The sequence below is a fragment of the Amycolatopsis dendrobii genome, from assembly GCF_014145675.1.
Taxonomy (GTDB): domain Bacteria; phylum Actinomycetota; class Actinomycetes; order Mycobacteriales; family Pseudonocardiaceae; genus Amycolatopsis; species Amycolatopsis dendrobii.
This window is the reverse complement of sequence record NZ_JACGZW010000004.1, coordinates 608352-622783: the sequence shown is the minus strand read 5'-3', so window position 1 is coordinate 622783 and position 14432 is coordinate 608352. Positions and strand designations below refer to the sequence as shown.

14 protein-coding genes are annotated in these 14432 nt (G+C 68.4%); 6 read left to right on the top strand and 8 right to left on the bottom strand.

The annotated features are described in order from the left end of the window. Positions 1-64: 64 nt before the first annotated feature. The 3 genes from H4281_RS14670 to H4281_RS46190 form a co-directional block, all read right to left on the bottom strand. A complete protein-coding gene (locus H4281_RS14670) occupies positions 65-709 on the bottom strand; it encodes an O-methyltransferase (protein ID WP_182891433.1) in 645 nt (214 codons plus the stop codon). Continuing rightward, entirely contained in the window at positions 706-1287 is a 582-nt protein-coding gene (locus H4281_RS14665) for a nuclear transport factor 2 family protein (RefSeq protein ID WP_182891432.1), read from the bottom strand. The genes H4281_RS14670 and H4281_RS14665 overlap by 4 nt, the downstream gene beginning before the upstream one ends. 174 nt (positions 1288-1461) lie before the next feature. Further along, positions 1462-1590: a hypothetical protein gene (locus H4281_RS46190; protein ID WP_255750830.1), complete on the bottom strand. Its 129-nt coding sequence runs from the start codon at positions 1588-1590 to the stop codon at positions 1462-1464. Between the two features lie 145 nt (positions 1591-1735). On the opposite strand from H4281_RS46190, the gene H4281_RS14660 reads away from it, so the two are divergent. Continuing rightward, positions 1736-2518, top strand: a complete 783-nt coding sequence (locus H4281_RS14660; protein WP_182891431.1) for an AraC family transcriptional regulator — start codon at positions 1736-1738, stop codon at positions 2516-2518. 3 nt (positions 2519-2521) lie between these two features. Here the strand turns inward: H4281_RS14660 and H4281_RS14655 are convergent, their stop codons facing one another. Continuing rightward, a complete protein-coding gene (locus H4281_RS14655) occupies positions 2522-3817 on the bottom strand; it encodes a carboxylesterase/lipase family protein (RefSeq protein WP_182891430.1) in 1296 nt (431 codons plus the stop codon). 10 nt (positions 3818-3827) lie between these two features. Further along, on the bottom strand, positions 3828-4733 hold the full coding sequence (locus H4281_RS14650; RefSeq protein WP_182891429.1) for an MBL fold metallo-hydrolase: 906 nt from the start codon (positions 4731-4733) through the stop codon (positions 3828-3830). A 102-nt stretch (positions 4734-4835) separates the two neighbouring features. Here H4281_RS14650 and H4281_RS14645 point away from each other — a divergent pair, with 102 nt between their 5' ends. Then, a complete protein-coding gene (locus tag H4281_RS14645; protein ID WP_182891428.1) occupies positions 4836-5693 on the top strand; it encodes a helix-turn-helix domain-containing protein in 858 nt (285 codons plus the stop codon). A 27-nt stretch (positions 5694-5720) separates the two neighbouring features. Here H4281_RS14645 and add read toward each other — a convergent pair whose 3' ends face one another. Together add and H4281_RS14635 are read right to left on the bottom strand one after the other, a co-directional pair. Continuing rightward, positions 5721-6758, bottom strand: a complete 1038-nt coding sequence (gene add / locus H4281_RS14640; RefSeq protein ID WP_182891427.1) for an adenosine deaminase — start codon at positions 6756-6758, stop codon at positions 5721-5723. Between the two features lie 158 nt (positions 6759-6916). Continuing rightward, entirely contained in the window at positions 6917-7315 is a 399-nt protein-coding gene (locus tag H4281_RS14635; RefSeq protein WP_182891426.1) for a hypothetical protein, read from the bottom strand. 949 nt (positions 7316-8264) lie between these two features. Between H4281_RS14635 and H4281_RS14630 the strand changes: the two genes are divergently transcribed. The 4 genes from H4281_RS14630 (at position 8265) to H4281_RS14615 (ending at position 12197) form a co-directional block, all read left to right on the top strand. Continuing rightward, positions 8265-8495: a DUF397 domain-containing protein gene (locus H4281_RS14630; RefSeq protein WP_182891425.1), complete on the top strand. Its 231-nt coding sequence runs from the start codon at positions 8265-8267 to the stop codon at positions 8493-8495. Between the two features lie 158 nt (positions 8496-8653). Next, the gene (locus tag H4281_RS14625; RefSeq protein WP_182891424.1) at positions 8654-9556 is read left to right on the top strand and encodes a Scr1 family TA system antitoxin-like transcriptional regulator; all 903 of its coding nucleotides are present in this window, start codon (positions 8654-8656) and stop codon (positions 9554-9556) included. Positions 9557-9595: 39 nt separating this feature from the next. After that, positions 9596-10465, top strand: coding sequence for an SAM-dependent methyltransferase (locus tag H4281_RS14620; protein WP_182891556.1), 870 nt, complete (start codon positions 9596-9598; stop codon positions 10463-10465). 151 nt (positions 10466-10616) lie between these two features. Then, a complete protein-coding gene (locus H4281_RS14615) occupies positions 10617-12197 on the top strand; it encodes a hypothetical protein (RefSeq protein ID WP_182891423.1) in 1581 nt (526 codons plus the stop codon). Here H4281_RS14615 and H4281_RS14610 read toward each other — a convergent pair. Further along, the gene (locus H4281_RS14610) at positions 12172-14361 is read right to left on the bottom strand and encodes a hypothetical protein (protein ID WP_182891422.1); all 2190 of its coding nucleotides are present in this window, start codon (positions 14359-14361) and stop codon (positions 12172-12174) included. The genes H4281_RS14615 and H4281_RS14610 overlap by 26 nt on opposite strands. Positions 14362-14432: the final 71 nt, after the last annotated feature.

Sequence of the window (14432 nt, the reverse complement as noted above, 5' to 3'; positions counted from 1 at the left end):
CGTCCGGCCGACGCCCCGGCTGCCCCCGGTGGCGAGGGCGACCTTGTCGCTGAGCTTCCCCATCTCAGCGTTCCCGCTCGGCTGCCTTGACGCACAGCTCGGTGCCGCCGTGCAAAGGCAGCGCGACCGACACGAATCCGTTAGCCGGGTCGCGAATCCAGGCGAGGAAATCGGGTTCGGCGTTGTCATTCAGCACATAGCCGCCGATCCGGAGGTGCGGTGCGACGAGTTCGATTACCTCGCGGGCAAGCGACGGCTCAGCGCCCAGCCACCCGTCGATCAGCGCGAAGTCGATCTGGCCGCCGAGGTCGCGCAACGTCACCCGGGCGTCGCCTTCCCGGATTTCGGCGTAGTCGGCCAGTCCGGCGTCGGCGAGGTTCCGGCGGGCCGCGGCGACCTTGGCGGGCACCAGCTCCGCACCGATCACCGTGCCTCCGCCGTTGTCGCGCACCGCGGCCGCGGCATAGAGCGTCGACAGGCCGACCGAGGTGGCGAATTCGACGGTGCGGGTGGCGCGGATGCCGCGGCACAACAGATAGATGAGGTCGCCTTGTTCCGGGGAGATCGAGAACCCGTAGTCGCTGTATTCGTGCGGGTCTCGTTCGAGGCCGTTGCGGGGGTCGCCAGCCGGGTATTGTTGAGCCGCGACGAGCTTTTCGATGACGGCGTTGACGGCCGGATCGCGGAGCGGACGGTGGATGCCAGTCATGCGGAGACTCCCGTCAACCAGGTGCGGCCTTCTCGGAGGATTTCTTGTTCCCGTTCGCTGAAGCGGGTTGGACAGGTAGCGGGCACTTGATGTCCGCTGTGTTCCAGCAGATATGCCAACGCGGCGTACTCGCGCGGATGAGCTAGTTCATCGGTGGGGCGAACCCCGAAGGGGTAGGTGAAGCCGCCCATGTCGTAAACGGAATCGCGACGCACGATGCGCCAGCTGCCGTTGCGCCGCTCGACCCGGTCGAGGAATCTGTTGTGGACGGTCACGCCGATCCCGAGTTCCAGGTGATCGGCGACAAGCATCGCATTGGTCTCCACGAAGGCACGATCGCCGACGGCCTCGATCACCGGAGCGCCGATGAAGTGCTTGCTGCGCAACGGTCCGCCGCTCATCCGGCGTGCCCCGTCGACAAAGTGCTCGGCCGGACCGGAAAACCAGAGGATCGTCAGGGTCGCGTCGCCGTGGAAGAGGTTCGCGAGCGCGTCCCAGTCCTCGCGATCGCGATGGATCCAGCCGGTCATCAAGTCGGCGATCGCCTGCCGGTCGGCGGTGGAAAGTTCCTCTGTCATCGGGGATCTCCTAGTCTCGGACGGACCCGAAGGCCCACCGGAACGGACTGCACGCACAGGTCAGCAGAGCCGGGAACGCGATGCTGAAACCGAGCCCCTGAGCCCGAGGCTGGTCCTCATGTCGTGCCGACGGCCGTGCCAAAGAGCCAGGCAGCCGAATCCAGCTGCGGTGACCTAGGCGCCGAGAACGAGCGTGGCGGCGGCACCGATCCGGGCGGCGAGGCGCCCGGCGGTGAGCGCGCCCAGCACCAGTTCCATCCGGACGCCGTCCTCGGACCGCTTTTCCCGCACCGCGATCGTCATTCGGCCCCCCTGCCTCAGCACGCTAATCCGGCTTTCCTGACCAGCATCGCCGGGCGGAGAATCCGCTGCCACCGCCCGCCGGACAGCCGATACCGGGATCCCGCCAAGATCACCGGCAGGCCGTCCGGCGGTATCCTGGGAGCCGATGCCGAAACGCCGCCACCTCTGCTGGTCGGGCGACGATCCCATCCAGGGCCGCTGGTCGCTGGCCCACGGGGAAGGGGTCGCCGCGCATCAGCACGCCCGGGGACAGCTGCTGTACGCGGCGAGCGGGCTGCTGGCCACCACCACCGAACGAGGCACGTGGGTCGCGCCCGCGGATCGCATCTCCTGGACGCCGCCCTCCTTCGACCACGGGCACCGCGCTTACGGCGAGACCGAGATCAGCATTCTCGAAGTGCCCGCCGAACTGTGTTCCGCACTCCCTGCCACGCCGACTGTCTTCACAGTGTCCGCGTTGCTGCGCGCCGCGGTCTTGAAACTGACCGGCGGCACGACCTTGCGGCCGGACGTCGGCGACCGGCTGCTCCGGGTGCTGGTCGACGAGCTGACCGAAGTCCCGGAGCAGGCGATCTACCTGCCCGAACCCGCCGACGACCGGCTCCGCGCGGTCACTGATCTCCTGCGCGGGAACCCGGCCGAGACGGCCACCCTCGGCGAGCTCGGCCGGGCGGCGGGGGCCAGCGAGCGGACACTCAGCCGGCTGTTCCGCGTCGAGCTGGGGATGAGCTTCTCGCAGTGGCGCTCGCAGCTGCGGATCCAGCACGCGCTGGTGTATCTCGGACAGGGCTGTTCGGTGACCGATACCGCGCTGCGCTGCGGATGGGCCAACCCGACCAGCTTCATCGAGACCTTCTCCGCGATCCTCGGCCAGACGCCGGGGAGTTATCAGGCTGATCTTCGACGCCGGGGCGCCACCGCTCGGTGAGGTTCAGCCGAATCGATGCGGTTCAGCCTCTGCCCAGCCTGGCTCGCCGGTCCGGGCGAACGCGACCCACGCACCATGCACCTCCGCCGCGAGACCGGCCGGAGCAGCGTCCGGTCCCAGCAGGCCGGTGTCGCCGTGCAGCCACGGTTCGTCCGCGAGATCGAAGACGAACGGCAGCTCGACGGTATGCGCCGCGCCGAGCCGTCCGTCCAGTGCCGTGGAGCGGTAGCTGAACGAATAGACATACGTGCGACCGATCTCACCGTGCGCCTGTGCCATCTCAGCGGTGCCAGCGCCGAACAACAACTCGCCCAGCTGGTCGGCGGCAGCGTCCGGCTTTCCTTGCGGCACGACGTAAAGCCGACCTTCCTCGGTGTTCGTGCCGATCAGCAGGTCGACGTCGCTGACCAGGCTGCCGGCGGGCTGCACCGGCAGAACCAGGCTGAACGGGCTGAGCCCGGCGAGCGGATCCGCAGCGGTCGCGGTGCGCAGGTCCAGCCCGGACAGCGCGGGCAAGATCTCGAGGAACCGCTCGTCGGAGATCTCCCCGAATGCCGCCGCAGTCGGTTCAGTACCCAATGCGGCGGCCGCGGCCGTGGTGACCCGGTGCGCTTGCTCCGGCGTGAACGCACCTGTGCCGTTTCCGCTTTGGACAATCGCGCGCCGGAACAATCCGGCGGCCTCCGGCATCGCGAGCAGTGCACAGGTGAGGGTCGCCCCCGCGGATTGCCCGAACACCGTGACGTTCCCCGGATCCCCGCCGAACGCGGCGATCGAGTCGCGCACCCAGCGGAGCGCGGCGAGGACGTCGAGCAGCCCGCGATTGTCCGGAGCTCCTTCCAGCGCAAGGAAACCGGGAATGCCGAGCCGGTAGTTCACCGTGACGAGGACGATTCCGTCGCGGGCGAACGCGCTGCCGTCGTAGAGCGCCGCACGGGTCGAGCCGGTGACAAACCCGCCGCCGTGCACGAAGACCATGACTGGACGGTTGCCAGCGTCCGCGGCTGGTGTGCGCACGTCGAGGGTCAGGTATTCCTCACCGGGAACCCAGCCCGGCCCGAAATACGGAGTCATGTCGAGCCGCCCGAAGTCACGCGTGGGCTGCGGAGCGGTCGGCGACGGCTGCGTGCCGTCGCGTACTCCGGACCAGCCCGGGTGCGGCTCCGGCGCGGTGAACCGGCCTGGACCGATCGGAGCCGCGGCGTAGGGAATGGCCCGGTAGAGCTCGCCCGCCTCGTCGCGAAGGCCGCGCACCGCGCCCGCTGCGGTCTCGATGACCGGATTTTCTTGCTGAGACACGAGAATCCCTTCAGGAGATCCGGGAGAACCCGGCCCACTTCTTGATGGCGAACTTCGACCCGTCCCGCTCGACCTCGGCCGCGCCGGAGCCGGGAAAGTGCGCGGGGAAAAGCAGTGCGTTGTCCTCCGCGGCCCGGCCGAGCAGGGTGCGCCGGGTCGCCCGCGCCTCCGCCGGGTCCTCGCAGAAGCAGGAGTTGGTCTCCGGCTCCGCGATCTGCAGCGGGGTGTGCACCAGATCGCCGACGAACAGCGCCCGGTCGCCGCCGGAGTCCAGCGTCAGCACGGACGAGCCGGGAGTGTGCCCTGGCGCGAGGTCGAGCCGCAGATTCCGGTCGATCCGGCAGGTCCCGTCCCACAACTGGACCTGCCCCGCCTGCCGCACCGGCGCGACGCTGTCCTCGAAGACGTTCTGGTTCCCGCGCCCGAGCACGGTCTCGTTTTCGTTGGCCGGATCCCAGAACTCGAAGTCCCGCAACGGCATGAGGTACGTGGCGTTCGGAAAGGTCGGCACCCAGGCGCGGCCGTCGAGGCGCGTATTCCAGCCGACGTGATCGATATGCAAGTGGGTGTTGATGACGACATCAACGTCCTCAGGTGAGATCCCAGCGGCGGCGAGGTGGTCGAGGTAGCCGGTGTCGAGGCGGCTCCACACCGGCGCGTACGGCCGGTCCTTGTGGTTGCCGACGCCGGTGTCGACGAGGATCGTGCGGCCCTCGCTGCGCAGCAGCCACGACTGGATCGCCGACTGGCACTCACCGGTCTCCGGATCCCAGAAATCGGGGGCCAGCCAGCCGCGATGCTCCTCCCACGAGCCCGCCGGACTGTCCGGGAAGAACTGGTCCGGAGTCATCTCCACCGAACCGGAGAACTCTTTGACGCGGGTGACCGTGACGTCGCCCAGCATGATCTCGTCCATGCGACCGAGCCTGCGCGGACCGGCGAGCCCGGACCACTCCCGCGTTTTCCTACCCCGCGCAGGGTGTGGCAGCGCTGTGCGCCGCGGCGGATAGTGGAGCCCATGACCGCTGGCCCGCTAGGAGACTTCCTGCACGCCCGACGCGCCCGGCTGCGCCCCTCCGACGTCGGCTTGCCGGACGTCGGACCGCGCCGCCGGGTCGCCGGACTGCGCAGGGAAGAGCTGGCGCACCTGGCCGGCGTCAGCGTCTCGTACTACACGCGGCTGGAGCAGGGTCTCTCGCGCGGCGCGTCAGCCGAGGTGCTCGACGCGATCGCCCGCGCCCTGCAACTGGACACCCACGAACGAGCCCACTTGGACCGCCTCGCCGACGCGGCCCGCCGCACGCTCAAGCCGCGCCGTCCACGCCCGGAGAAGCTCGCCGACGAAACGCGCGACCTCCTCCGCGCGCTCGACGGCGTCCCGGCGCTGGTGCTCGGCCGCCGGACAGACGTCCTCGCCTGGAACCCTCTCGGGCACGCCCTGCTGGCCGGGCACCTCGACCTGGCCCAACGCCCCAACCTGAGCCGGATGCTGTTCCTGGACCCGCACTGTCGCGAGCTGTACGCGGATTGGAAACGCAAGGCCCGCGCGGTGGTCGGCAACCTGCGCATCACCGTCGGAAAACACCCGGACGACCCGCTGCTCGCCGAACTGATCGGCGAGCTGACGATGAAAAGCCCGGAGTTCGTCTCCCTGTGGCGAGACCACCGCGTCGGGCCCTGCGATGCCGATTCCTACGAGCTGCGGCATCCGGTGGTCGGACGGGTGACGGTGACCCAGCAGACGCTGTCGGTGGCTCGGTCGCCGGAGCAAGTGCTGATTGTGTGCACCACTCCGGAAGGATCGGCTTCGGAGGAGGCATTGACCTTGCTTCGGCAGGTCAGCGACCGGAAAGCGACCCAGCCGGTGCGAGCCTGACCGGCCTTCGCAGCCGATCTCCTCCGGTCAAGCCTCGGCACCCGTTCCGCTCGCGACCACCTGATCGATCTCAGCCGCCATCGCCGCCTTGGCCGCATCTTCCAGGAACGAGGCCGCCACCGCGTTCTTCGCCAGCCGAGCCACCTCGGCCGCGCGCAGCCCGAGACTCGTCGCGACCGCCAGGTACTCGCCTTCGAGGGTCGCGCCGAACATCGGCGGGTCGTCAGTGTTGAGCGTGACGACCAGGCCGTGGTCGAGCATGCGCCGGACCGGGTGGGCGGCGATCGAGGGCACCTGGCGGGTCCGGACGTTCGACGTCGGGCACACCTCGACCGGGATCCGGTGTTCGGCGAGCCAGGCCAGCAGCGCCGGGTCCGCCGTGCAACTGGTGCCGTGGCCGATGCGTTCCGCGCCGAGGTCGTGCACGGCCGACCAGATCGTGGCGGGACCGCTCGTTTCCCCCGCGTGCGGCACGCTGTGCAGGCCCGCCTCGCGCGCGGCGGTGAAGAACGGTTCGAACTGCGCCCGGCCGACACCGATCTCCGGGCCGCCGAGGCCGAAGCCGACCAGTCCGTCCGGACGTTCCCGCAGTGCGAACACCGCGGTCTCCCGGCCGGCCCGGACGCCCTTCTCCCCTGGAATGTCAAAGCACCAGGCCAGTTCCACGTTGTGCTCCGCCCTCGCGACGGCGCGGCCCTCGACGAGTCCGGTGAGCAGTTCGTCGCCGGGCATGCCGTCGAGGAGGTGGTTGTACGGCGTGACAGTCACTTCGGCGTAGCGGACGTTCTGGCGCGCGAGTTCGGCGGCGAGACCGATCACGAGCGCACGGATGTCGCGGCGGTCTTTGAGCATCGATTGCACGGCCCAGTAGACCTTGAGGAAATGGTCGAAATCGCGGAATTCGAAGAATTGCTCCAGTTCCGCGCGATCCGCGGGCACGCCCGCTTCCGGATGGCGGCGGGCGAGGGCGAGAACCGTGTCCACGCCGGCGGAACCGACGAGGTGGACGTGCAACTCGGCTTTGGGCAGGGCATGGATGAACGCGCGCAGGCTTTCGCCGGGCATGAGGAAGCTCCCTGAATGGTGAAAAGTGTGCTGGAGGACGGAAAACGGGACGACTCAGGGAGCGAGGTCGCCACGGTCGAGGTCGGCTCCGTAGAGCGGCAGCTGAAACTCCGGCACGGGTTCAGCGTACCGGAGATCGGGCGGCTCGCGCCGGAAAGCTACCGGCGGTGGCTCGGCCGGGCCTGGTTGAACAGCACCGCGCTGCAGATCAGCACCAGCCCGGCGACCGCGACCCCGACCACCGGGCTGATCAGCAGCACCACCGCGCTGATCACGCTCGCGGCGAAGGACAGCTGCAAGCACCCCCACAACACCGGGGCCAGCCACGACAGCATTTCGGACGCCGCGCACACCCATCGGTCCCTCGCGACCGGCTTGCGGTGCCGTCCCGGACCGCGGCGGGCGAAGACTTTCGTGGCGGCGGCCAGCATCTCGTCGCGGGTCGCGATCCGTTTCCCGCCGCGGGCTGGGGCGACGGCGGCACCGAATTCGACGCGTTCCACCCGTCCGGCGCGGTCGTCGTCTAGCGGGCCGGTGTTCTCCAGCGGTAGAGTCATTTCGTCTGGTCCTTAGCCTCGAAGCGAGTTTCAGACATCCCCGTGGCCCCCTGTTCCCGCAGGGGGCCACACTTATCTCTCCGGGCGCGCGACCCAGTTCGATGCTTCTCATCTTGGCCACGAGCGCACACAGACCTCGATACCCACTGACGGTCGTCTCGCCGAGCGGCGGGCAGCGGTCGGTTAACGGCAAAGAGACACGAAGAACTACCGTGCGCAATATCGTCCGCCGGTTCTGCCCGACGGCACCGGTAACTTCAGCGAAAACGAACACCCCGGCCGAACTCCCGTTCGCCGCCGTCTCATCCCGCTCCGACCTGCGTCTACCTGCGCTAACAGGCACGGCGAAGCATTGCACGCAAGGCAATGACAGGGAGTGAAACGCTCATCGAGCCGAAAGTCGGCGGTGATTCCTAGCGCATCGGGAACAATCTTTCATCACTCACAAGAGTGGTAACATACGCTCGACGAGAACCGATCACCGAGAACTGCGACCGCAGCGCCACCAGACGCCACAGGGAGCTCTGACCAGTGATTTTCCCGAAAAAACCAGATCGGCGCCGAAAATTGACATTCAGCCAATCCGCCGCGAGGTTCTCCGTTCGTCGCATGCCCCACGGCATCTGCCGACTGGAATATGCATGCCTGCCCGGCCGAGACAGAATATTCTGACATGCCTTGCCCGCGCGGCTTCCGGCACCCCGGACACGACTCGCCGGAAAGCTGCCGATCAGCCAATAACGCTGAGGCGCTGGACAAATCCCGGCCAGGAAAAGGACAGCTTCCGCCGCCGCGATCACCGCCAGAAAACTGTCCCGACGCCAAACAGGTGAACCTATCGGCCCATTTCGGCATTGTGCAAGTCAGCGCCTTGCTTCGGCATATTCCATCCCCGATCCTGAGGTTTGAATATTCCGAAGAAAGTCAACGGCTTGACAAGGACGAAACCATGAGTTCTTACGATCCGAACACCGTGAGTTCCTCGCTCGACGACGCGGCCTGGCAGCGGCCTTCGGCGTGCGGCGGCAACGGCGGCGACTGCGTGGAGATCAATCTCAGCGATCCCGACGTCGTCGCGGTACGGGATTCCAAGATCGGCCGTTCTCCCGCGCTCGTCTTCGACAACCAGGAATGGGCCGCATTCGCGGGCGCGCTGCGCGAGGGGCAGTTCGACCGCTGATCGCGCACAGATCGCCCGCCCCGGTCCCCCATTCGGCACAACGTCCCGGACAACCGGGCGAACCCGTCCGTCTTGGCCGCCGGTAATGCGAGGGACTATCATGATTTCGTGCCCGGAAAAGGTGTGGTTTCCTCCCCTGATCGGACGGCTCGCGCCTCGTGAGCCGGCTTTCCGTCGAAGCCCAGCTTGTCGAACTGGGCAAAATTCTCGTCGCCGCCCGCGTCGAACGCGGGCAGACCCAGGGCGAACTCGGCGACGCCCTCGGCTACACGCAGCCGAACATCAGCAAGATGGAGCGCGGCAAGACCCGGATCCATCCGCATTTGCTCGACAAATGGATCGACGTCCTGGAGATCGATTCCGCCGACGCGGAGCGGATGCGCCGGTACAACCTCGCCGCCCGCGCCGACCGGGTGTGGAACGCGCGGCGCCTCGCGGCCAGCCCGGCCTGGTTCCATCCGGTGTTCGAGGCCGAGCAGGAGGCCGCGATCGTCCTGAAGTGGACCGGCGAGCGCATCAGCGGGATGCTGCAGACCGAGGACTACATGATGGAGCAGTTCCAGGCCTACGGCCGCACGGACGTGAGCGACGCCGTGCACGAGCGCAAACTGCGGGCGAAGCTCCTCGACGACTACCCGGACCGGACGTACAAGTTCATCCTCAGCGAAAGCGCGGTCCACCGGCTGACCCGGGCGCGCACGGACAATCCGTACGTCGCGCTCGGCCAGGTCCGGCATCTGCTGAACCTCGCCCGCACGCACCCCGCGGCGACGATCCGGTTCGTGCCGTTCGGCAACGGCCCGTTGCACGTCGGCCCCGATTTCACCATTTTGCAGTTCGTCAACAGCAAGCTCGACCGTTCATTCGCCGAAACGTCGAACGGCGTCCAGACTTTCATGAACGACACCGAAACCTACGACACCGATCTGCAATCGTGGGAATCCCTTTCGAGTGTCGCCCTTTCGGCGGAGGAATCAGCGATTCTGCTCGAAGAGGCCGAAGCGGATCTGATCAGCACCCGTCCGAATGCTGTCCGCGGGCCAGGAGAGCCGCTACGCTGATCCCGCGCCGTCGACCACGAGGAGAAACTGGTGACTGGCCTGGAGCACGAGTCTTTTCCGCCGCCGGGGATCGATCTCAGCAAGCCCAGCGTGGCCCGCGTCTACGACTATTACCTCGGCGGAACCGCGAATTGGGAAATCGACCGGCAGTTCGCCGAACGCATGCTGCGCGATTATCCGATGGTGCGCCCGATCGCACTGGCCAACCGCCGGTTTCTGCACCGGGTGGTCCGGCATCTGGTGCGCGCCGGAATCCGGCAGATCGTCGACCTCGGTTCCGGCGTCCCCACGATGGGGCACGCGCACGAAATCGCCGAGCAGATCGCGCCGGGCGAGGTGAAGGTCGCGTACGTCGACTGCGAACCGGTCGCGGTCGCGCATTCCACCAGCCTGCTGCGCGAAAAAGGCGACCCCGCCCGGCAGGTCGCCCTGCACGCCGACCTGCGCGACCCGCGTCGGCTGTGGTCCCTGCTCGCCGGTTCGGGCGTCATCGACGTCGACCGGCCGATCGCGCTGCTGCTCATCTCCGTACTGCACTTCGGACTGCCGCCCGCGCCCGGCAGCGAAAGCACCGCGGACCTCGGCCCCAGCGTCACCGCCGAGTACCGCGATCTCCTCGTCCCCGGCTCGTATCTGGCGCTGTCGCACGTCACCGACGAGGGTGTCCCGCCGCAGTGCGAGCGGTTGCTCGCCGACGCCAAGGAGCGGTACGCCGCCGCGGGCACCGACCTCGTCTATCGTCGCCGCGCCGAGATCACCGCGTTGTTCGGGGACTTCACCCTGCTCGAGCCCGGCGTCACCTGGACCCCGCTGTGGCATCCGGAGGAAGCCGGCCCGGACGACCGGACCGTCCCGCTCGACGCGGCCAACGAGTCGCTGCTGCTCGCCGGAGTGGCCCGCAAGGACTGAGCGCGGCATCCGCGACCACGGGCAGTGGTCACGGGCACTCCCTCGACCGGCCGGGCGCGGCAGGTAGGCTTCACCAGTGTTTCGCCAGGTGATGTGCCCAGTCTGATGGCAAATACCTACCCCCCCCGGACTTTTGTCACGGAGAGTGCCCGTGGATCCTGGGTTTGACCACTGGCTGACCGTCGGTTTCGAGCGCCGCGTCCTGGTGGTTGTGCGGACCGTGACGACGCTCAACCGGCTGCTCGACGTGCTCACGCTCTTCAGCGGAGACCACCGCGTCCAGACCGTTTTCACCTTCGACCGCGAACGTCCGGCCATCCTCGGGGCCGGGGTCCCCCGGCTGCTGGAACGCCTCGGCGCCGCGGTAATCCCGTGGCAGCAAGCGATCGCGACCGAGTTCGACCTCGCGATCGCGGCCAGCGAAAACGACGATCTCCACCTGCTTCGCGCCCCAGTCGTCCTGCTGCCGCACGGGATCGGGCACCAGAAGTACTATCCCGGCAGCTCAGTCGTCGCCGGCCTCAACCCGGAACGGCTCGTGCACCGCGGCCAGGTCGTCCCAGCGCTGATCGCCGTCGCCCACGCCGAGCAGCGCGATCAACTCCGCGCGGCGAGCCCCGAAGCAGCCGAGCGAGCGGAGGTCGTCGGCGATCCGTGCCTCGACCGGCTCGTGGCCGGTGCGCACCGGGCAGCCGAGTACCGCGCAGCGCTGGCCGGACCGGGCAAACAGCTCGTGACCATCGCGTCCACTTGGGGTTCGTCGTCGGTTCTCGGACAGCATCCCGACCTTCCGCTCCGGCTGGTCGCCGAACTTCCGGTCGACACCACGACGGTGTGCGCGATCCTGCATCCCGGCATCGCGGCGGCGCACAGCTCGTGGCAGCTCGACGCATGGCTCGCCGAAGCGAAACAGGCCGGACTGCTGGTGATTCCGTCCGAAACCGGGTGGCAGGCCGCGGTTACCGCATCCTCCTGCGTGATCGGCGACGAAAGCTCCGTGTCGCTCTACGCCGCAGCGCTGGACCGGCCGCTGCTGATGGCGGGATGCCCCTCTCCGGCAACGGTTCCCGGCTCTCCTGCCGCGATGCTCGCCGCGCGCACGGACACGCTTGCCGCCGGCCGTCCCTTGGCCGCGCAGATCGACGACGCGATCGACCGGCATGTTCCCGGCGGCTACGAACCTGTCGCCAAGCAAGCGGTCGCGGTTCCCGGGCAGTCGGCTGAACTGTTGCGTGCCGCGTGCTACCGCCTGATGAAGCTGCCGGAACCGAGTGGACCAGCGGAATTCACCAGCTACCCGGTCACCGCGCCGGCCCGGGCGGAACCAGTCGCGTTCGTCGCCGGCATCCGCGAACACGGGTCGACGGATGTGCTCGTCCGGCTGCCCGCGACCGACGTGCCGCAGCGACTGCACCATCTGCACGTGATCGCGCACCACACCCGCGCGTCGCTGCGGGAACTGTCGGCGGCCGCCATCGTGTTCACCGACGACGCCGAGGTCGACTTCCCCGACTGGGCCGCCGCCGTCCTCAAGCAGTGGCCGGACGCCCGATTCGCCGCCGCCCGGCTCGAAGACCGTTGCCTCGCCGCGGATCGGAGCGGCCGACGCTACGAACTGGTCCCGGACTCGCGTCAGGTCGATCCCTTGGCGGCGGCGTCGATGCTCTGCTTGGGACGGACCGACCTGGAGTTCGGACGGCACCGGGTCAGGGTAGCGATTCGAATTCGGTGACGTATTCGTTCGTCCGGGGATGACCGAGCTTCCAGGCGTCGCCGATCAGCTGCCCCCACGCCGTCCGCGCGGCCTCCGGCCGGCCTTCCGCGGCGAGGATGCGCGCCTCGATTTCCCGGACTTCCCACTGGTATTGGTCCGCGCCAGTGGATTTCAGCTCAGCGCGGGCGCGGCTCCAGCATTCCCGGGCGCGTACCAGGTCGCCCAGCGCGAGAAACGCTCGCGCAGCCACCATGTCCAGCCGACTGAGGTTGCGCCCGGTCGCGTGCTGACGCCCGCTCTCGATCTCGGCCATCGCTTCTGCGGGACGTCCCGCCTTGATCAGGACCGAAGCGAGCATCCGATGGTGGATGCCAAGCGCGTAGCCGTGTTCGAGGTGCTGGTCGAGCGCGATCGCTTTCCGCAGCCAGACTTCGGCTTCGGCGAGCAAGCTGGCGCGCTCCGCGGGGAACGTGTCGGCCCGCTCCTCGAAGAACCGCGCCCGGAACTCCGCCACGGACGATTGCAGCCGCTGCCGTCGGGCCGGACGGATGGTGACGGCCTCAGCCAGCTCCCAAGCCTGCTGAAGATCCGCGGCGGCGGTGTCGAAAGCCCTTGCCAGGAACCAGGTTTTGGCCCGCATGGACAGTGTCCGCGCGTAGAGCGCCTGCGGCTCGCCATCGGCCAGCGCCGCCGCCGCACGCACCGCGAGGTCGCTGATCTCGGCGTACTCGCGCCACAGCCAGCGTGCGGTGATCAGCACTTCCAGCGCACCGGCGAGCTGGCACACCTCCGCATGCCGTCCCCGCCGAGCCGCGGCGCGGACCACCTCGGTGATCAACCCCAGATGCCGGTGCAGCCAGTTGATCCGGTCCTCGGGAAGCGTCCACGACAGACCGGGCGGAACCACGTACTCGCGCAACCGCCCGGCATCCCCCGCGAGGTCCGCGGCGACCGCCCGATCCCGGACATGGCTCAACAGCCGCAGAAACGCCGCGTCCCGATCTGCCGAAAGCTTGGCCGCGTACTGAGACACCAGCGCGGTGAGCCGATGCCAGCCGCCGACCTGCTCGGTCAGCATCGCGCTGACGACCTCGTCGAAAACGTCGTCCGGCATCCCGAGGTAGGCCACCGCGGTTTCGCGGGTGAACCAATGCCCGGGAAATCCGGACAACAACGCGACCGCCTCGACGGTTTCCGGCGCGAGCGTGGCGAAAGTCTGCGCGAGCGAGTCATTGATGACGCCCTCAGCGTCCGTAATCCCGTCCGCCTGGTAGCGCGCGAGAAGCCCGCTGACCGGATACGGCTCCCCGCTGTGCCGCGCCAGGCTCAACCCCACCTCGCGAATCGCGGCCGGCATCCGGCCGGACATTTCCAGCAACGCGTCGGCCGCGTCGGGTTCCGCGTCGAGCCGGACCGCGCCGCAATAGTAGGCGAGCATTTCCCGCGCGCCCTCGAGTTCGAGCCCGCCCAGCAGAATCGGCGACGGATCGAGCGCGTCGAGGTCGCGGGTGCGTGCGGATGCGGTCGCCAGCACGAGGTTCATCCGGAACGGCCGGAACAGCTCGACTTCGCGCGCCGACACGACGTTGTCGAGGATGACGGTGAACAACCGGGTGGCCAAGACGGAACCGAACTGCTGGTCCAGACCAGCGTCGTCGGCAGCGATCTCGCCGCCGGGAATGCCGAGTTTCAGCAGCGCCTGCCGTTTGACGAGCGCCAGATCGACCACCGCGCCAGTACACGACTCCGCGACATCGATCTCGATCCAGCCGCCCGGAAACCGGTCCCGCACCAGCCCGGCGATCTGCCGGGCAAGCTCAGTCTTCCCGGACCCGACCGGCCCGTAAATGAGACAGGTCCCGGATTCACGCGGCGCCCGGAGATGCTCAGCATGATTGAAAAACGGCTCAACACCCTCGACGGCAGGCGGCCGCTGCCCGGCCGCGTTCAACACCGCGACGGCTTCCATCAGCTCAGCGCGAAACACCGGATCGTCCTGGCAAGCGGCCAGCACCCGCTCGCGAAGCTCCGCCACGGCGACCGGCCCGGAGCCGAATTTCGCCCCGAACTTGGCCCTGGCGATGCCCGCCAGCTGCCCCAGCCCCTTGTCGACCCGCCCGACCAAGGCGGTGGCCAGCAGTTTTGCCGCCTCAGTGGAAAACACCGCAACCGCGTCGATCAAGCCCCACCCCTAGTTCCCGGTACGCGCGAAACCACGCTAGCAGCGCGCGGTGTGCACGTCACCCCACGTCA